At 38.7% G+C, this 19,121-nt stretch carries 16 protein-coding genes; all 16 read right to left on the reverse strand.

Annotation, left to right across the window (positions count from 1 at the left end):
* Positions 1–5: 5 nt before the first annotated feature.
* The 16 genes from M3226_RS20660 to M3226_RS20735 all read right to left on the reverse strand — a co-directional run bounded on the left by M3226_RS20660 (position 6) and on the right by M3226_RS20735 (position 19,120).
* Positions 6–1,223: a fibronectin type III domain-containing protein gene (locus tag M3226_RS20660; protein WP_251569305.1), complete on the reverse strand. Its 1,218-nt coding sequence runs from the start codon at positions 1,221–1,223 to the stop codon at positions 6–8.
* Positions 1,224–1,748: 525 nt separating this feature from the next.
* Positions 1,749–2,726 carry a GGDEF domain-containing protein gene (locus tag M3226_RS20665; protein ID WP_251569306.1) on the reverse strand — a complete coding sequence of 326 codons (978 nt, stop codon included), beginning with the start codon at positions 2,724–2,726 and terminating at the stop codon, positions 1,749–1,751.
* A 241-nt stretch (positions 2,727–2,967) separates the two neighbouring features.
* Positions 2,968–4,143: an acetyl-CoA C-acetyltransferase gene (locus tag M3226_RS20670; protein ID WP_251569307.1), complete on the reverse strand. Its 1,176-nt coding sequence runs from the start codon at positions 4,141–4,143 to the stop codon at positions 2,968–2,970.
* Positions 4,144–4,542: 399 nt separating this feature from the next.
* Positions 4,543–5,100, reverse strand: coding sequence for a hypothetical protein (locus tag M3226_RS20675; protein WP_251569308.1), 558 nt, complete (start codon positions 5,098–5,100; stop codon positions 4,543–4,545).
* 40 nt (positions 5,101–5,140) lie between these two features.
* Positions 5,141–6,370, reverse strand: coding sequence for an FAD-dependent oxidoreductase (locus M3226_RS20680; protein ID WP_251569817.1), 1,230 nt, complete (start codon positions 6,368–6,370; stop codon positions 5,141–5,143).
* Between the two features lie 68 nt (positions 6,371–6,438).
* Positions 6,439–7,287, reverse strand: a complete 849-nt coding sequence (locus M3226_RS20685; RefSeq protein WP_251569309.1) for a fumarylacetoacetate hydrolase family protein — start codon at positions 7,285–7,287, stop codon at positions 6,439–6,441.
* Positions 7,284–8,414 (reverse strand): cupin domain-containing protein, encoded by a 1,131-nt coding sequence (locus tag M3226_RS20690; protein ID WP_251569332.1) that lies wholly within the window; start codon positions 8,412–8,414, stop codon positions 7,284–7,286. The genes M3226_RS20685 and M3226_RS20690 overlap by 4 nt, the downstream gene beginning before the upstream one ends.
* Before the next feature lie 45 nt (positions 8,415–8,459).
* Complete coding sequence (locus tag M3226_RS20695; protein ID WP_251569349.1) at positions 8,460–10,163, reverse strand: acyl-CoA dehydrogenase family protein; 1,704 nt, start codon at positions 10,161–10,163, stop codon at positions 8,460–8,462.
* Positions 10,164–10,165: 2 nt separating this feature from the next.
* Entirely contained in the window at positions 10,166–10,585 is a 420-nt protein-coding gene (locus tag M3226_RS20700; RefSeq protein ID WP_251569361.1) for an acyl-CoA thioesterase, read from the reverse strand.
* A 15-nt stretch (positions 10,586–10,600) separates the two neighbouring features.
* Positions 10,601–12,163: a class I adenylate-forming enzyme family protein gene (locus M3226_RS20705; RefSeq protein ID WP_251569827.1), complete on the reverse strand. Its 1,563-nt coding sequence runs from the start codon at positions 12,161–12,163 to the stop codon at positions 10,601–10,603.
* 93 nt (positions 12,164–12,256) lie between these two features.
* Positions 12,257–13,036: an enoyl-CoA hydratase-related protein gene (locus M3226_RS20710; protein WP_251569368.1), complete on the reverse strand. Its 780-nt coding sequence runs from the start codon at positions 13,034–13,036 to the stop codon at positions 12,257–12,259.
* Between the two features lie 18 nt (positions 13,037–13,054).
* A complete protein-coding gene (locus M3226_RS20715) occupies positions 13,055–13,909 on the reverse strand; it encodes a 3-hydroxyacyl-CoA dehydrogenase family protein (RefSeq protein ID WP_251569387.1) in 855 nt (284 codons plus the stop codon).
* A gap of 312 nt (positions 13,910–14,221) precedes the next feature.
* Positions 14,222–16,453 (reverse strand): helix-turn-helix domain-containing protein, encoded by a 2,232-nt coding sequence (locus M3226_RS20720; protein ID WP_251569403.1) that lies wholly within the window; start codon positions 16,451–16,453, stop codon positions 14,222–14,224.
* A 132-nt stretch (positions 16,454–16,585) separates the two neighbouring features.
* Complete coding sequence (locus tag M3226_RS20725; protein ID WP_251569410.1) at positions 16,586–17,314, reverse strand: ABC transporter ATP-binding protein; 729 nt, start codon at positions 17,312–17,314, stop codon at positions 16,586–16,588.
* Positions 17,314–18,081 carry an ABC transporter ATP-binding protein gene (locus tag M3226_RS20730; RefSeq protein WP_251569425.1) on the reverse strand — a complete coding sequence of 256 codons (768 nt, stop codon included), beginning with the start codon at positions 18,079–18,081 and terminating at the stop codon, positions 17,314–17,316. Before M3226_RS20730 ends, M3226_RS20725 begins: the two co-directional genes overlap by 1 nt.
* Before the next feature lies 1 nt (position 18,082).
* Positions 18,083–19,120 carry a branched-chain amino acid ABC transporter permease gene (locus tag M3226_RS20735; protein ID WP_251569434.1) on the reverse strand — a complete coding sequence of 346 codons (1,038 nt, stop codon included), beginning with the start codon at positions 19,118–19,120 and terminating at the stop codon, positions 18,083–18,085.
* Between the last annotated feature and the right edge of the window lies 1 nt (position 19,121).

Raw genomic sequence — 19,121 nt, forward strand, 5'->3', positions numbered from 1 at the left:
CTTGATTAGTTTTTGTTTGGCCCTTTCGTCGTAACCTTAATACTAGGCCCAAACCCACTCCATTTTCCTGCTGCATCGCCTGCTTCAATCTTGAATACGTAAGTAGTATTTGGAGCTAGTCCTTGGATTCGATACTCAGTTCCAGATGCGGTGCTCTCCGTATTAATAGGAGTAAAGGTGACCTTTTCATTTACTGGCTTTCCATCTTGATAAATACGATAACCCATAACCTTTTTATCATCATAAGCATTTGGCCAGCTTAATTTCACACTTGTTTGGGTAATTGCTTTGACAGTAATTATGCTTTCTTCCGGCCACTTAGGAGCGCTATGGTCAAATGCCTCATTCGTTTTGACTGATAATACTTGTGGATAACTTGATTCATTTCCCGTTTCATCTAATACTTTTATTTTAAAGTTATAAGCTGTATCAGGATTTAATTTTTTCACTGTAAACGACAATTCATTTCCTGCTGTTTCCCCGACTTTTTCCCCATTTGCAAATATTTCATACTTTTTAATCCCGTAAAGGTCAGTTGCACCTTTCCATTGAAGCTTCGCCCAGGTGCCACCAAGGCTTCCAGTTACATCGCTAAGTGTAAGCGAATCATCACCGGTTGGCACATCAGGAGAGACTATATCCTTTGTTCCAGATGTCGTGAACGTAGTTATAGGTCCATTGTCTGACCGATTCCCTGTTCCATCAACTGCTTCCACTTTAAACTGATAGTTTAAAGCAGGTGAAAGTCTTTCCACATTGTAAGAAGTTTGTTGCCCTTTAACAGAAGCAATTGGATTTTCACCATTATAAATAAGATACGAAGCTACTGCTGTATTGTCTGCTGCTCTTGTCCAGCTGAGAGTCGCAGAAACATCCTTTACATTTATTGCTTGTAAACTGGAGTCTCCAGTCCATTTCGGACCTTCAGCAGCGTTAGTCGATACAGATGTGGCTGTAGTATCACCTTCAAATTTTAATCCAGTAGAGTTCGTAATGACCCATGGATTTGCTGTAGAAATGAATTTTACATTTTTAAAAGAACTGTCTTTTAAAAAGTCTATCTTGGTTGGCTTCGCTTTCATAAATAAAACATTTTCAAAGTGGATAGCCTCATGGAATTGGTCAGGAACGCCTGCTACTTCGATTGGTTCCTTGCCAGTTCCATTAACGGTGATGTTTGACGTAAATGTCTCTAAATTGTGCTTTTTGGGCTGCTGGCTCAACCTCAATTGCAGCATTAGCGTCTGAGTAGGCAGATGTAAAAATAAAGGCTTATATCTTTCATGGCATTATCTCTAAAGATGATATTTCTTGCACCACCGCCATTATCCGGGTTGGTTTTACAGCGGAGGCCAATGTCTGTCTTATACATGACATTATCCTCTGCAAGAATCCCCTCTATCCAAGCTCCTTAATTATTAAAATTATACCCCTATTTAAATATTAGGGCTGTTCTATATCAAAAGGAAAAGGACTTACCAATGGAAGGTAAGTCCTCTATACGATAGTCAGCTATTTTTTTGAGAGGTTAATCGATTCCGGCCATTAGTCTTAGATTGAAGCATCAATTGGTCTGCATATATATATCCTTTTCCATTGACACATTCTCATTTGACTTATAAAAATAGAGACCCAAGGAAGTAGTATATTTAATCTTAGCAGTATCACCATTATATTCCAAATTAAGTGTACTATTTTCAATGTCCAAAAGGATTTTACCTAACAATAATTTTGTTTCATCAAAAGATTTATTTCGTAAAAACATCGTAAATTCTTCTCCGCCGCTTCACAAAAAGGTAATCTTCCTTTCCTACATACTTTTTTAGAGTATCAGCGAAATGCTTAATTACTTGATCTCCCACAGCATGGTTATAATTATCATTAATTTTTTTAAAATTATCGATATCCCCTACAACGATCCCAATCCATTCACCGCTATTATTTAATTCTTTCATTTTCTTATCCATGTAGGCCCTATTATGGATACCAGTTAAAAAGTCAGTATATGCCATTTGTTCAAATTGATCACGCTCAGCTTTATGCTGAATTAATTGTGCCTTTGAAATAAAAGAATGACCTACTAAATAATTAATAATAAAAAGGCCGAGTACCATTTCCCAGAGCCCTTCTTTAATTAATAGAAATAACATCCCAATGATAAAAGAAATCCTAAGGATACTTCTACTTTTAATAAAGCTAATCAGTTCTTTCTTAGTGCTAATTTCTTTCATCAGATAAAAAAAAATAATTAAGAAAGTATCTGATAAAATAGCATTCAAAATAACCAAGATAAACATTAATATCCAAAATCCAAATGGTAGGTAGGAGAAGGGTTTGTTTAGTATTTGGTAAACAAAGAAAGTAAGAGTATTTTGCAGGACAAACGAACCGATGTTATAAAAAATATGCAGTAACTCATCCGGATCATCTGTTTTTGTTATTTTTTTATAAAAATACGCTGTAATCCTAAATAGGGATTCAAAAACTAATAAACCCACTGGGCCAAAAATTAAAATAAAGGATAAACTATAATTGATCCCATAATCGACAGTATCTTTACCTTTTTTACTTATTGTACGTAAATGGAAGGAAAGGATTGTAAATACCCAATACATGAATAAGGCCTTGAAAAAGAAGGTTTCTCCAATTGGGTGACTCTTTGGGAGTAATGAACCCAACAGTGATACTAAAAATAATAGAATAATATAAATTTTATCTTTACTCAATTTACATTTGCCCTCTTTCCATCTACCTATATGTACTTAAATCATAATTTGCTGCTTTTAGTTACAAATAGTCCATTATATCTCATAATATATTAACAAAATAATTAGACATAGTTAATCATTATTTAAATCCAATATTCACTATCATTTAAATATCCCTTGTGCACATAGGAAATTGGAACTTTTCTTTAAAAATTAAAAGTCCATTCCGCTGGGGGAATGAACTTAAGTCGTAACCTTCTTATAATCTCTCCCAAATAGAAGCGATTCCTTGTCCTCCACCAATACAAACTGCAGATGCCCCGTATTTTCCACCGCGTCTCTGTAATTCATAGACAAGTGAAAGGGTAATCCTTGTACCACTCGCTGCAAGTGGATGCCCAAGAGCAATGGCACCGCCATTCACATTTCCGATCTCCGGATCAAAACCTAACTCTTTTTGGCAGGCTAGATACTGCGCGGAGAAGGCTTCATTAATTTCAATCAAATCCAAATCTTCCAGTTTTAAACCTGCTTTTTGGAGAGCCGTTTGAATGGCGGGAACCGGTCCAATCCCCATATATTTTGGATCCACCCCTACTACACCCCACGATACGAGTCTTGCGATAGGCTTCAACCCTTTTTCAGCGGCAAATTCACTGGAAGTCACAATAACAGCTGCTGCTCCATCAACCATCCCGCTTGCGTTTCCAGGGGTTACAACCCCATTCTCGATAAAACGAGGTTTTAGTTTTGCCAGCTTCTCCATACTTGTTTTACGCACATGTTCATCTTGGTCAACGACTCTACTCCCTTTTCTTTCCTTTACGGTAACGGGAACTATTTCTTCATTCAGATACCCTTTTTCAATCGCTGCAAGTGCCCGTTCATGACTTGAAAGAGCATGCCGATCAACTTCTTCACGAGAAATGTTATATTTTTTGGCCAGATTTTCCGCCGTGTCAGACATAGTAACGTCACCAACCGTATCGTATAAACCATCCCAGACCCAGTCTTCAATTACAGGACCGCCTAGTCCGCTTCCCCATCTCATTCCTGGGATTACATGGGGGACGTTACTCATGCTTTCTGTCCCTCCGGCCAGAACAGCGTTTGCTTCACCTGTTAGAATGTAACGAGCCGCAGTTAAAATGGCTTCTACTCCACTGCCGCACAAACGATTAATCGTTAACGCTGGAACGTGAATAGGCAATCCCGCCTTTAAGCCAACATGACGAGCCAGAAGATGGGCATCCTTACTTGATTGCTGAACATTTGCAAACACAACTTGATCGATCTCTTCCGGATTAATCTTTGCTTTCTGGACTGCACCACGGGCTGCTTCTACACCTAAATCGGTCGCCGAGATTCCTCTAAACGTTCCGGAAATTTCTGTAAAGGCTGTCCGTGCCCCTTCAACGATAACAATATGACTCATGTAATCCAACTCCTCCTCAAAAGCGCTTTCATATTTTATTAAGTACTATTCTTTTTATCAATGATTCTATCTTTATTGTAAATACTTACCTTTCATATTGTTATCCTCAGTTCAAACGAAAAAGGGTATCTTTCTTCCTACATTTTGCTGGTTTTGCTTATAAAAAAATGGCTGTGTTAAACTTGAGAGTTGATTTCCGCTCCAGGCGCTTCGCTTTCCGCGGGCGGTCCGGGGAGCCTCCTCGGCGCTATGCGCCTGTGGGGTCTCCCCAGCCCCGTACTCCCGCAGGAGTCTACGCGCCTTCCGCTCCAATCAACATGCCAAAAATCAACAATAGCCTTTAACACAGCCTAAAAATAAAAGCTGTCAATCTAGTTTATAGACGGCAGCTTCCTATTTTTACAATAGATAGAATGTGTTCCCTTTTGGACCTAAAGGCAGATGTCCTTCCTCTAAAAGTTCTATTAGAACTGATAGAGCTTCATGATCATCAGCTAATTCAGCAGTACAGGCTAAAATACTTACATACATGGCATGACCAACTAGGAATTTAATCGTATTCTCATCCTTAAAAGTCATAAAAGCTTGTTTGTATGCACTATGAAAAATTGCTTCAGGCACTCTATCAACAACCTCATTTAGAAGTCTTTCATTCTCAAGGCTGTCAATTTTCTTTTTCCATTGTTCCGGTAATTCCTTCAGTACCTCCCAAAGAGCGCTGCCTTCAAATGAAAGCGTTTTGATTGTTTCAGGTACCTGCTCTATGCAAATCCATTTGATTTCATAATCATGAACCCCAAAAGCACTCATAAACTGTGCTAATTTTCCTTCGATTTTAGGGGAATATTTACCAGCATTTGAATACCAGTTGATCGATGTCAATTTTTCAATTAATTCATTGACTGAACGGACTGTAAGGCCATATTTTCCTTCATTGAATAATTGGGCCAAAGCCATTTTATCTTGCTCCTTTCAGGCGGTTTCATAGTATATGAGCTTAGTATTTCGTAGTTAATTCCGGAGGACCAAATTTTGGACCATACGGACCTTCCTCTAACCAACGGCCCAGCCTCGGCACAATTGATACGAGTGAAGCAGCAAGCTCCCGCTTAAGATTCATTTCCGAAGAATTTCCTTGAAGATGGTGTAATGCGGTTGTTGAACAATCACGATTCCAATTGGCAGCAATGCGTCGTTCTCTTGCCGCTAAATAAATGGCGTCTCCTCGTTCATCTTCTGTTTTGGCTTGAATTGCCCTCTCAATTCCCGAAACTGCCTTAAGCGCATCTGGAACACCGGAGTTTAGTCCGCGGGCACCAAATGGAGCAAATAAATGAGCCGCTTCCCCAGCAAGAAGTACTCTCCGCTTAGGATCTGTCAATGAACTGGCCACTACCTGATGGAAACGATAGGTAGAGACCCAGGTAACACGTTCTGCATATTTAGGATCCATCACTTTTGGCAGCCATTGTTTCACACCTTCCATGCTAGTAAAATCGTCTGGATTATCTCCCTCTAATAACTGAAGGTCAACACGCCATCCTCCCTTAAATGGAACAAACATTACATTTCTTCCACCGGTTGCGGGATGTTGATAATGAAAAGTACGTTCAAGCGGCAGTGGATTCACCTCATCTTCTTTTACGTCCAAAACAAGGAATGTGTCTTCCGTACGTGGTCCTTCAAATACAAGACCTGCCTGTTCTCTTACAACTGAACGGGCTCCATCACATCCAATAATGTATTGAGCCTCAAATGTTTCACCTGAGGCTATTTTCAAAATGGTACCGGTATCGTTGATTTCTAATTCTTTAACCGGAGAATCCCAAATTATTTCTACACCAGCATCCATACAGGCATTATAGATGTGTTTCTCAATTTCATCCTGATGAAGCGACGTGAAATGCGGCAATTCACTCGAATCATTATTATTGGTGATTCCATAATTACGTACATATACTTCTTTTCCTTTATATAAAGTCCGAACGACTGGCCAGATAATTCCGTTCCGGGCAAGTATGAAGCCAAGACCTTTTGAAGTCTCCTCTAAATGCTTCAAGGTGGCATTGTGTAAGTAAATGGCTCTGCTTCCTGGACGCGGCCGTCCGAATGGATCGGCTTCGATCACAACGGAAGAAATCCCTTTTTGTTTTAATGCAAGACCTGCAACAAGACCAACAGGCCCAGCACCCACAACAATAACGTCATATTTCCTTCTCTTTTCCATCATTTTCGGCGCTCCCTTTTATTTTGAAATAGATTTATTCATAAATTATTTACTAGTCTCATACTCTTTCAGTATTTGTCCGAATATCTAACATCTACGCTAAATTCGCCAATTCTTTCAATTTTAATCCGTACTGTATCACCCGATTCAATCGGTCCTACTCCTGCAGGGGTTCCTGTTGCGATAATGTCCCCTGGTTGTAATGTCATATCTTGATTGGCTATCTCAAAACACTTAAAGCAGTCGTAAATCAAATACTTGGTATTCCCGTCCTGACGCAGTTCATCATTGATCCAGAGCTTCATGTCTAAATCATTGGGATTTTCAATTTCATCGGAGGTCACAATCCATGGCCCAATCGGTGTAAAAGTATCGAATGATTTACGCCACGTTCTTTCCTCGTTGCCTCTTATAGAGATATCAAGTAAGGCAAAATAACCGAAAATGTAATCCTTCGCTTCAGATGAGGATCTATTTTTCGCTTTTTTCCCGATAACATAACCTAATTCTGCCTCATGGTCCGTTCTGCGATCCTTAAAAGGTAAAACGATAGGATCATTGGGACCTGATAGGGAATCTGGTGATTTTAAAAACAAACCAAGTTCTTCTATTGTTCGAGGGGCGTTATTAAACATCTCATTCATTTCTTTTTGATGGTTTCGATAATTGACGGGTGCTGCCCAAATCTTTCCAGTACCGGGAACTGGTGATTTCAATGTGACGTTTGAGAGAAGATAGGAAGGGCATGCTTCTATTTCCCTCTCTATCCTCACTTTTATTTCATCAAAGTTATCAATGAGCCGGAGAAAGGATTCACGTGGATTCTCAGAATTCCAGCCTGCTAAATTGGAAACATCTACGACTGAATCCCCTTTTACTATGCCTAGGGTATCTTCGTTAAAAATGGCGATTTTCATTTATAGTCCCCCTGCTCATTGTCTGGGACGAAAACTTTTTCAATGATTTGATGTCCGTCGTTTTCCTTAAATGGCTCACTGTACTCTAATTCCAATTTCTGCATCACGGGTTTGTCATTAAAAGAAAACAAATAGACATCTTCTTCTCCCGTATTCACATGCTCATGAAAGCTCCATGGCGGAAGGATAAAGAAATCACCTTTCTCCCATTCAAACTTTTGACCATCTATAATGGTATAGCCGTTCCCTTCAAGAACATGATAGATCGCACTATGTACATGACGGTGAGCCATAGTTTGCATGCCAGGCATAAGCTTTTGCATCATTGTACCAATTCGAGAATCAGCTGATCCTCCCGTTAGTGGATTCACGTATTCAATGGCATATCCATCGAACGGGTCACTATCGTTTTCCTTCATCTTATCAAGCAAAAATTTCACTCTTTCAAACTTATATCCATAAATTGGAGATGGGTATCCCGGACATTTCGTCTCGTTTAGCTTTTTAAAAGCACCCATGGAAAATTGTTTAGTAGAATAGTTTTCAGGAACTTCCATCGGATAGGACTCCTCTTCATATGGTTCAAAAAAGGAAGCAGCTAATGTCTTTACAAGACCTACATCTAATCCATCCAACCAAAATACCGGCTCCGTTCCTTCATGTTTGTGCTCATGCCATGTCCACGCAGGGGTCAAGACCATATCCCCGCGTTCCATATATGTTTTTTCCCCATTTACGGCTGTATAAGCCCCGCTGCCTTCGATAATAAAACGAATCGCAGACTGGGAATGATGGTGTGATGGTGCACTTTCCCCTGGGAGCAATAACTGAATACCCGCATATAAGGTGTGAGTCCCATATCCGACAAGACCATGCTTTAAAAGGCTGGGATTTTGTAGATACACCACTCTCCGTTCCGCATCCTTTCCAGGTTTTAAAAGCTCTCCAGCTTTTAAGACATATTCACGGATTACTTTCCACTTCCACAAATAAGGTTCTACATCATGAACCGGTTCTTTGGTTACCATATGGCCAAGGTCATACCATAGTGGTCCTAAGTGATTTTTCTTCATTCCATCATAGTAAGGTTGTAAACTATCTCTAATCGAGACTTCATTTTTTGACATAAATTCCTCTCCATTCTGATACAGCCGTCAAGTGAATTAGTGAATCTAACAATGGTAGCGTTCCTTCTCGATCACATATTCGGCAATTCTACGTTTGACGAATATTATATTTTCTGAACTGCTCATGATTAATAGACTAGCAATACGTGAAAAAATACCTGCATCACCAAAATGATTGATCATATTTAATGCTGTTAATGCGAGTTTTTGGGATGCCTCATGTGTATAAACCCTCGTACAATCAAGCTTCTGCCGATTTTGTTCTTCACCGGTGTTCAGTATAGATTTTTCCGTCCGTAAAACCGCACTTTCAATTCCATAAATACCGATAACCAAATCGGCCATGAAAGCGGCAATTTCTTGTTCTGTATTAAAATCACTAAGGGAATTCTTTTTAATTGATCCAATTGCTGCATGGAATAATTTTTTCATTAGTTGAAGAACCTGCTTTTCACGTTGAAGCAAACCAATTTTCAATTCTTCCTCTTCACTTGGTTCGACATCGTTTTTCAACACGGTAGTGGCAATGAGTATCCTATTAATTTCATTCGTCCCCTCAAAGATCCGATTGATTCTAGAATCACGATAAAGTGTTTCGATCTCATATTCAGCCATATATCCATAACCACCGTGAATTTGGACCGCTTCATCAACAATTTGATCGAGGAATTCCGTCGACATCACCTTGTTAATGGAACATTCGACCGCATAACGGGCAATGGTTGCTCCAAAATCATTCCCGCTTTTCTTCATTTCCTCGAAACCCTTCTGCATTAATCCTGCTGTTCGGTAGACAGCGCTTTCATTAATATGTGTTTTAATGACCATGTCAGCAATTTTGTTTTTAATTATATTAAAATTAGAAAGAGACTGGCCAAATTGCTTTCGTTCATTGGCATACTTAACCGCAAGTTCAATCGCCCGTTTAGCCGTACCGAGGGATGTCGCTGAAATCTTGTGGCGGCCAATGTTTAACACGTTAAAAGCAATAATATGTCCCCGGCCCACGTCACCGATTACATTTTCAACTGGAACTAGAACATTTTCCAGGATTAATGAACGAGTCGACGAACCTTTCAACCCCATCTTTTTTTCTTCGGAACTGGTGGAAACACCTTGGTAGCCTTTTTCCACAATAAAAGCCGTAAACTTTGTTCCATCTACCTTCGCATACACGATAAATATATCCGCAAATGCTGAATTCGTGATCCACTGCTTTTCTCCATTTATTCGATAATACTTACCGCACTCCGTTAACACCGCAGTCGTTTTTGCACTCAATGCATCAGTTCCAGAAGAAGGCTCAGTTAAGGCATAGGCAGCAATTTTTCCCCCGCTTATAATATCAGGCAGGTACTTATTTTTCTGACTAGGACTCCCAAAATAGGCAATTGGTAATGCCCCAATACCTGTTTGTCCGCCAAATGTTATTGAAAAAGAACGACCAACTGCCATATTTTCAGCAATAATAGTAGCACTTACCTTTCCTAACTCCAGTCCGCCATCATCAACTGAGATATCTGCTCCAATAAGACCAAGTTCACCGGCTTCTCTAATAAGAGTAATTGTTTCGGCAAATTCTTGTTTTTCAATCTTCTCTAGTTTTGGATAGACTTCATTCATTACAAATTTACTTGTCATCTCTGCAATCATTTTATGCTCATCCTCAAAATCCTCAGGGGTGAAGGTGTCAGCTTGTGAGATTTCACTATATAAGAAATGATGATTTGCCTTTTTTTCAATAAGCATGGTTACCCCTCTACGGTTCCGACTTTGGACACCATCTTTTCACGAATAAAATCCGGGATTGGATGAGCTTTAGGTTTTCCTTCAAAAGAAGTCCAAGCACGCACTTCATATCCTTCTGCCATGATTTGGTCTTCTTTTATAAATACATGCTTAATTTTAAAGACTTTATTACGAAGTTCTTCAACAAAGCTTTGTACGATAACTTGGTCTTCAAATAAGAGCGGTCTCTTGAAAACACAGTTTGCTTCCAATAATGGTACACCGATCTGATGCTCCGCAAAGAGCTTAGAAGATGGATAGCCGATTTGGGCTAAAAAATCATGTGTTGCATCATCCATCCATTTATAGAAGTTGGGATAAAATACAATTCCGGCCGCGTCCGTATCTCCCCAGCGTACTTGGAACGGATATTCTGTTTTCATTTTTCTTTTCTCCTTTCAGTTTTGAATGAATTTGCTGACTTTATTACCGATCTCCTCGCGAAGTTTTAGTTTCATAATCTTGCCACTGGCTGTAACAGGGAATTTATCGGTAAAAATAACCTTACCAGGGACCTTGAAAATGGCGATCTGCTCCTTTAAATAGGCTTTAATCTCTTCTTCACTGCTTAGTTCCCCGTTTTTCAGCTGTACAACGGCACAAACAATTTCTCCTAACGTTTCATCCGGGAGGCCAATTACTGCGGAATCAACCACTTTGGGATGTTTGGCAAGGATAGCTTCAATTTCTTGAGGATAAATATTGAAACCGCCTCGGATAATCAATTCTTTTTTTCTGCCTATAAATTTCAAATAACCTTGGTCATCAAGTATGCCTAAATCGCCAGTATAATACCAACCATCGTGATCGATTACTGCAGCTGTTTGCTCTGGGAGTTTATAATAGCCTTTCATCGTACCAAAGCTCTTAATTGCAATTTCCCCTTTTTCACCAGCTGGTAATGCTTGGCGATTATCATCAACGATACTTAACTCTACTCCAGGAAGTGGTTTTCCAAGTGTTTCTGTTATATTTTTTTCATTATCGCTATACGGGGTAAGTGTTACCGAAACTGTCTCCGTAATACCGAACGATTGGCAAAGGTTAATACCTAAACGATCTCGTATTTCTTTCACTTTTGATGCTGGAATCGGGGATGCACCAACCACACCTGTTCGTAGGGAAGATAAATCATAACTAGCAAAATCATCAGCTTCTAGAAGTTTAATAAACATGGTCGGTACACCATTAAGAATGGTTATTTTTTCTTGTTCAATCAAATGGAGTATTTCTTGAGGAGTAAATTTTTCTAATAAAACAATTCGCGTTCCAGCAAAGACAGCACAAAACAAGTTAACCGCCATGCCAAAAATGTGGAATAGTGGAGAAGGCAGGATTAATACATCATTTTCTGACCAGAATAGCTCTTTACCCATCACATTCGCTGACTGGACAACACTGCGGTGGGGAATCATGACCCCTTTGGGTACTCCAGTAGTTCCGGATGTATAAAGTATACAAAATAGGTCGTTATTCACATCAATCTCCGACTCTACCGATTCAGTTGGCTCCTCCCTCATTAAATCCTGATAGGACGTAAGGTCTCCCCAATTAAATCGAACGGTAATGATTTCCGGAACCGTAAACAGGGCTTCCTTTATTCCGATATTTCGATCAAATTCTTCCGAAACAATCGCTGCTCTCGGTTCTGAGTTTCTTAAGATGTGGTTAACCTCATGGGATTTATATTTAGGGTTAAATGGTACAAGAGTTGCATCAATTTTAGCAGCAGCAAAAAAAATAACGACTGTTTCATACCAATTGGGTAAGGAAACTGCAATTCTGTCCCCTCTCTTAAAACCTCTTCTTGTAAGAGCAGCCGCAAACCGATCCGCATCACTTTTAATCTGCGAAAATGTAAATCTCGTTTTTAAATCGAATAATGCCTCTTTCTCTCCATATACTTTAGCAGCATACTCGATAACCCCATAAACCGTATAATAATTACGATCTTTTGCCATCCAATACATCACTCCATTAACGAACACTTTTACCACCACTGAAAGATGAAGTATCGATTTAAAACTTGATACTTCATCTTGATTCACGAACCTTTATTTCCCTGCAAAAACCGGTTTTCTTTTTTCTACAAATGCCTTGAGCCCTTCTTTTCTGTCTTCAGTTGAAAATGCATTAGCAAAACAAGTACTTTCAATAATTAAACCTGAATCAATATCCGTGTTTCCTCCAGTATTAACTGCTAGTTTTACCATTTGAAGCGCAACTGGCGGTTTTTGAGCCAGTTTCTCTGCCCATTCCTTCGCTGCATCTTGTAACTCTTCCACAGGAGTTAATTTGTTTACGATGTTCAATTCTAATGCACGGTAGGCATCAAACATTTCACCGAAATATAGAAGTTCTTTGGCAACACCTTGGCCAACAATTTTTTGTAGACGCTGCGTGCCGCCTCCTCCAGGGATAATCCCAAGTCCAACTTCTGGGAATGCAAACTTTGCCTTTGTAGAACTAATACGTAAATCACACGCAAGCGCCAATTCAAGTCCTCCGCCAAGTGCCAGCCCGTTTATTGCGGCAATGACAGGCTTTGTTAGATTTTCAGTTTTGGAGAAAACTTCCCTAGATGCCTTGTTCATTTTATTGATTCCAACAAGATCAAGGTTAGCCATTTCATTAATGTCTGCACCAGCAACGAATGCCTTTTCACCGCTTCCCGTTAGCACGATGGCCCGTACTTCATCATTGGCTTCGAGTTCATCAAACAAATAAGCTAATTCTTTAAAAACCTTAGTGCTCAATGGGTTTACTGGCGGTCGGTTAATTGTTACAACCGCTACCTTATTTTCAATTTCACACAATAAAAATTCCAAACTCATTAGTATTCCCTCCATTCATTATTCGTAATCGTAAAATCCTGCACCTGTTTTCTTTCCTAATCTCCCTGCTCTAACAAGTTGTTTTAGTAGAAGAGGTGGTGCAAACTGGTTGTTATTAAATTCTTCTTTAAAGTACTCCATTACATGGTAGCCAATTTCAACACCGGCAAAGTCCTGCAATTCAAACGGTCCCATCGGATAATTCAAGCCTAGTTTAACTGCCTTATCAATATCTTCATACGATGCAACGCCTTCTTCTACTAGTTTAATAGCTTCGATAAACTGTGGCAGCATGATCCGATTGACAATAAAACCTGGTGAATCCTTTTTCACTTCTACTGGTTCTTTAGTCAACCTCTTAGACAACGCTTTCAATTCTTGAACGGTTTCGTCACTCGTTTTATAACCACGAACTACTTCTACTAGCTTCATTAACTGAGCTGGATTAAAGAAATGCATGCCCGCTACAAGCTCTGGTCGGTTTGTGGCCGCAGCAATTTCTGTAATCGACATTGAAGATGTATTGGTAGCCAAGATAACTCCTTCACGGACAATTTGATCAAGTGCAGAAAATACTTCCTTTTTTAAATTAAGGTCTTCTAGGACTGCTTCAATAACAACATCAGCATCTTTTAAATCTTCTAATCTAGTAGTTGTTTGAATACGGCCAAGTGCCTCTTGTTTTTGCTCTTCTGTCATTTTTCCTCTGGCTACACTTTTATCCATAAATTTACTCATGCGCTGTAAGGAGCCTACTAAGAAACGCTCTTCAACATCACGTAAAATAACATTAAATCCATTTATAGCAGCAAGGTTAGCGATGCCAGTTCCCATTGATCCTGCTCCTACCACTCCAATTGTTTGAATGGCCATATTTCCATCTCCTTTTATCTTAATCATTTTCTGTAAATTAATTATAGCTAATTATTGTCTAGCAATTGTACCTACACCATGTAGGAAAAACCTTTATCTTTTTAATCAAAATTACGGTTAGTCAATCTCATAAGATAAAGAACAGTGTGCTCAACGAAAGATCGGCTCAACTATTATTGATTTCTTGAATTACATTTAATAGAAACAGGTAAATAAATAATTTGAATTTCCAGTGACTTAACCCGAATAATAAAAAAGGTCAATAGCCTGTTAAGTTGTTCCACTAACACACTATTGACCAAGCAGCATATTTTACATTAATAGTGCAGCCTTTTCTATTTTCCCCCCGTACATATCATATAGTTTTAGAGCCATCATTAAATTGAATCTCACTTCTGCATCACTTAATTGAACATCTAAAAGGGATTCAATTCTTTCAAGACGATAGAGTAACGAACTACGGTGGATAAAAAGGTCCTCTGCTGTATTCTTTACATTTCCGTTATTTTGCAGAAATGTATGAAGCGTGTTGCATAAATCAGTATTCTTCCCTTCTGAATAAGAAAGTAACGGCCCCAACTGTTTCATTACAAATAGGTCTACTGCCTTTGAATAATTTAAATGGTGTAGAATGGCATATGATCCGAGCTCGTCAAACAGTGAAAATCCTAAATGCTGTAAACGGCTGTTGACTATATTTAATGCCTGTATACCTTGCTGATAACTCAAATAATAATCAGAAAGGTTTGAAGTTTTTCCCCCAATCCCCATCCCAATTTTACAGCTAATAGATGTTTCGTTGGCCCATTTTTTCAATTGATCGTAAAGGTCAAACCAAAACTTTTTCGAGATAGTAGTTTCATCTTTAATGGGAACGATTAAAATATTTTTCTCATCATGGTAGGCACATAAACTCTTTGGGTCTTTCTTTAAAAGATTTGATTTAATATTATCCCAGATAAGATTCTTTTTTGCATTTTGCTCCAAAAGATTGCTCCCCTTCAGTTCTCTATCTTCTAATGAAATTGACATCACAGCAATCTGATGACTTTGAAAAGGGTCCCACTGAAAAAGATTGGCATACTGGAGAATAGCCTCTTTATCATCAATTCTCTCTACCAACAATTTAGCGATAAAGCTATCCTTCGCTTGTTCTTTTGCATCTAGAACCAGCTTTTGTTTAATAAATTGGATTGAACAAATATTTCTAGCAAGTTCAATGGTTAGGTGGTCGATTTCATCGATATATCCACTTGGTCTTCGTAAAGCTAAAAACCCGAGCAGACTTCCACCTCCATTGATCATCCAAAAGGAGTATAAATCGGACGTTTCGTTAGGAACTAGTATCGAAAAATAATCGTCCCCTTTTGAATAACTCTTTTCTCTAATAGCAATTTCAAGAAACGCCTCAGGCAACTGTGTCCTATCTTCAGAATCATACATATCAACTGATATCGGCTGCATAAAACGATCAAATAAAATGACTGGGCTTTGAAAAAGGCTTGAAAGTTTATAGGTTATACCATCAAAATTCTCTACATCGACTGTTTCTTTTACTAGGGCTTGTTGATAATCTAATAGGTACTGAAGGCGGTTTTTCTGCTCTTTCTCATTGTTAAATAAACGAGCATTCTCGATAATAGCAGCAACGTGGTTGGATAATAACTCAAGCATCCGTTGATCATTTTCTGTAAAAACGACCTCCTTTTGGTTTTCAATGTGCAGGACACCAATTGTCTTTAAGTCAATGGTCAATGGGACCGTCAATTGCGAACCTCCTGGCTTCTCTAAAAACGGAAAATATTTATTTAACAAATAATTCTCTTCAATCATAATTTTATTAGGACCGATAAACTCACCGTAGGAAGGCGGCTGGTAAACAAAACAGTTTTTCTTTTCATCAAATAAATAAATGCAAGCAAAATCGGCATTGGTTCCTTTACCTGCCCTTAAGGTCAACTCAGCAATTTGCTGCTCGATTGGTGCATTGAGGGATAAATTCTTGCTGAGCCATTCGATACCCTCCATTTTGTTCAATTGTGATTTTTTCTCACGGGCCATCGCCATTGCAACAGCAATATCTTTACCGAATTCCTCAAAGTGGGTCTCCATATCAAGAAGTGGTACATAGTTTAAAAAACCAACAATACAGAAACCCAAATTGAAATCGTTATCATTTAATGGAACGGTGAACCAAGTTTTAACCTTAGCCTCTTTAAGTATATTTGACATTTGACATGCTTCAGGAGAATCAGCTCTTTCGTAGGTTAAACTCTGTTGGAGAAGTTTTGGGGAACAAGTATGTATTTCTATTGGGAAAGCTTCAGTCACTGCAGATTGATTGCCACTCCAAGCTTTTATGACATAGTGGCTTCCCTCATTTTGAATGACACCTACAAAATCACAATATAATTCAGAACGGAATGCAGCTGTTAAATATTGAAGAACCTCTTCTTCGGTATCAAACTTAATAAGTTGTCTAGCTGTTGAACGTAAATGATTCTCCAATTTTTTCATTAATCGATCTTTGTTCATGTAAGGCATAATCCTATCCCCTCATCCCAATTTCTTCTTACTTCTATCTTAATATAATCATTAAATTTTGAAAAATATTAATTTTCATAACAATTAATAAAAAATTAAATCCCAAAGAGATTACTCCTCGGGATTTGAATTTCAGGCACTATTCGTTTTGATCCCAAGATATGCAGACATCACCTGGGGATTAGAACTAATTTCCTCTCGTGAACCAGAAAGAATGATTCTCCCTTGGTCTAACACATAGGCTCTGTCAGTCACTTGTAATGCTGCTTTTACATTTTGTTCTACTAAAATAACCATTGTTCCTAGCTCGTTTTTAATGATCATTAAAGTCTCTAGAATTTCATTTACTATTTTGGGTGCAAGACCCATAGATGGTTCATCTAGTAAAATAATTTTTGGGTTAGACATCAATCCTCTTCCAATGGCCAGCATTTGCTGCTCGCCGCCACTTAAATTACCGCCAAGATTATGCATATGCTTTTTTAGGCCCGGAAACATATCGAGAATTTTGGTTATATTCTCATTCGCATGTTTTTTCTCTTTATAATATTTAGAGAACATACCTAGCATTAAATTTTCTTTAACGGAAAGACTAGAAAAAATTTGCCTCCCCTCAGGAACAAGACTTAGACCTTTTGCTACCACTTTAAAGGCAGGTAAACCGCTAATCACTTCATTTTCGAGTGTCACCGTACCAGCGGTAGGACGATAAAGACCGGCCAACGTATTTAAGAGCGTACTTTTCCCAGCTCCATTGGCACCAATAATCGAAACAATCTCTCCCTTGTTAACCTTAATATCGATATCATCAAGAATTTGGATTCTACCAATATGGGTGCAAAGCCCTTTGACCTTTAGCATTAAACAACCTCCTCACCTAAATAAGCAGCAATTACTTTCTCATTTTGCTGAATTTCTTCCGGCGTTCCTTCCGCAATTTTTTTCCCAAAGTCCAGAACAACAATCCGGTCCGCCAACTCCATTACGGTAGCCATTTTATGTTCAACAAACAAGAAGGAGTGCCCCTTCATTTTTAAGTCTTGGATATATCCTGCCATACGATTGGTTTCGGAATCATTTAAGCCAGCCATCGGTTCGTCTAACATAATTAAATTAGGATCATAGACAATCGCTCTGGCAAATTCCAACTGTTTTTGCAGTCCATAAGATAATTGCCCGGCCTTTTCATACATTAAATCTTCTAACTCTACTAATTTAATTACCTCTAAGGCTAATTCGTATGCAATTTTTTCATCTTTTATAATACGAGGCATACGGAAAGCTGCATTTAGAACATTGGTCTTTAATTTAACGTGCGCCCCCATCATGACGTTTTCGAGAACTGTCATATTATCAAATATCTGCAGATTCTGGAATGTTCGTGACATACCTAATTGGGCTAACTGCGGAATCTTCTTACCTGTTAACTTGTTACCTTTAAAAAATACCTCTCCAGTAGTCGGTGGTAGAAAACAGGAAATCATATTAAATAGTGTTGTTTTACCCGCTCCGTTTGGTCCGATTACCGCTACAATTTCTCCTTCTCCAACCTCAAAACTGACATCTGAAACGGCTGTAACACCACCAAATTGTTTGGTTAAACCCTGTACCACTAATAAATTTTCCATTTCATACTCCTTTTTCAGTAATCATCTCTTTGTGATCCTTTGCAGCTAAATGCTTTTTACTTTCAAATCTTTTAAAGAACTGCGAGAAAACTGGCATTAGTCCTTTTGGTACATACATCATAATTAAGATAATAATTAAACCGTAAACAACAATCTCTACTTCACCGCTAATCCCAAAATAAGTATGACCAACAAAGCGGATCATTTCATTTAAGAACATAATAATCGTAGTCCCCAAGATAGCTCCCCAAATAGAGCTCGCTCCTCCAACCATTACCATGATTAAAAACAAAATAGATTTGGTGATATAAAATGTAGGCGGAGCAACAAAGGTAATATAATGGGCATAAATACTACCGGCCAGTGAAGCGAAGGCTGCACTTAACGCAAAAATAGCTACTTTGTATTTAGAAACTTGAACTCCGAGTGTCTCAGTTGCAATTTCACTATCATGAATACTCCTTAAAACTCTGCCAACATGCGAACGAACAATATTTAATGATAATAATAGAATGACGAAGGCGGCTGCCCAAACAAAGTAGTAGAAATAGACTTTGTCTATTAGAGGAATGCCAAATACCGATAGAGTTGGAATGCCAACTAAACCGGCTGCTCCACCTGTCCAGTGATCCAGACCCAAAATCAAAATATAGAATATAATATTAATGCCAAGAGTGGCGAGGGCAAGAAAATGTCCTTTCAGCTTTAAAATAGGAATGCCAATAACGTAAGCAATCAAAAAGGTGGCCCCCATCCCAATGACAATAGCAAGCCAAGGGGAAATTTGATAATGAGTAGTGAGCACTCCTGAAGTATAGGCGCCAATCCCGAAGAAGGCCGCATGGCCAAGGGAAATTTGTCCTGCATAACCAATCAATAGACATAAGCCAAAAGAAACGATCGAATAAATGCCTATTAATATTAAAATTGTAAATATATAAGGTGAGTTCACCATTAATGGCAAAACCAACACTAGCGTAATCATGAAAATCAACGGTTTCAAACGACTGCCATACAAAACGTTTTCCAATTTCGACATC

The sequence above is a fragment of the Neobacillus cucumis genome, from assembly GCF_023715505.1.

Bases quoted from the DNA above. Each gene is read 5' to 3' on its own strand.
- M3226_RS20735 (WP_251569434.1), bottom strand. From the start codon at position 19,120: ATGTCGAAATTGGAAAACGTTTTGTATGGCAGTCGTTTGAAACCGTTG.
- M3226_RS20680 (WP_251569817.1), bottom strand. From the start codon at position 6,370: ATGGAAAAGAGAAGGAAATATGACGTTATTGTTGTGGGTGCTGGGCCT.
- M3226_RS20730 (WP_251569425.1), bottom strand. From the start codon at position 18,081: ATGGAAAATTTATTAGTGGTACAGGGTTTAACCAAACAATTTGGTGGT.
- M3226_RS20695 (WP_251569349.1), bottom strand. From the start codon at position 10,163: ATGCTTATTGAAAAAAAGGCAAATCATCATTTCTTATATAGTGAAATC.
- M3226_RS20725 (WP_251569410.1), bottom strand. From the start codon at position 17,314: ATGCTAAAGGTCAAAGGGCTTTGCACCCATATTGGTAGAATCCAAATT.
- M3226_RS20685 (WP_251569309.1), bottom strand. From the start codon at position 7,287: ATGAAAATCGCCATTTTTAACGAAGATACCCTAGGCATAGTAAAAGGG.
- M3226_RS20670 (WP_251569307.1), bottom strand. From the start codon at position 4,143: ATGAGTCATATTGTTATCGTTGAAGGGGCACGGACAGCCTTTACAGAA.
- M3226_RS20675 (WP_251569308.1), bottom strand. From the start codon at position 5,100: ATGGCTTTGGCCCAATTATTCAATGAAGGAAAATATGGCCTTACAGTC.
- M3226_RS20700 (WP_251569361.1), bottom strand. From the start codon at position 10,585: ATGAAAACAGAATATCCGTTCCAAGTACGCTGGGGAGATACGGACGCG.
- M3226_RS20715 (WP_251569387.1), bottom strand. From the start codon at position 13,909: ATGGCCATTCAAACAATTGGAGTGGTAGGAGCAGGATCAATGGGAACT.
- M3226_RS20720 (WP_251569403.1), bottom strand. From the start codon at position 16,453: ATGCCTTACATGAACAAAGATCGATTAATGAAAAAATTGGAGAATCAT.
- M3226_RS20705 (WP_251569827.1), bottom strand. From the start codon at position 12,163: ATGGCAAAAGATCGTAATTATTATACGGTTTATGGGGTTATCGAGTAT.
- M3226_RS20690 (WP_251569332.1), bottom strand. From the start codon at position 8,414: ATGTCAAAAAATGAAGTCTCGATTAGAGATAGTTTACAACCTTACTAT.
- M3226_RS20710 (WP_251569368.1), bottom strand. From the start codon at position 13,036: ATGAGTTTGGAATTTTTATTGTGTGAAATTGAAAATAAGGTAGCGGTT.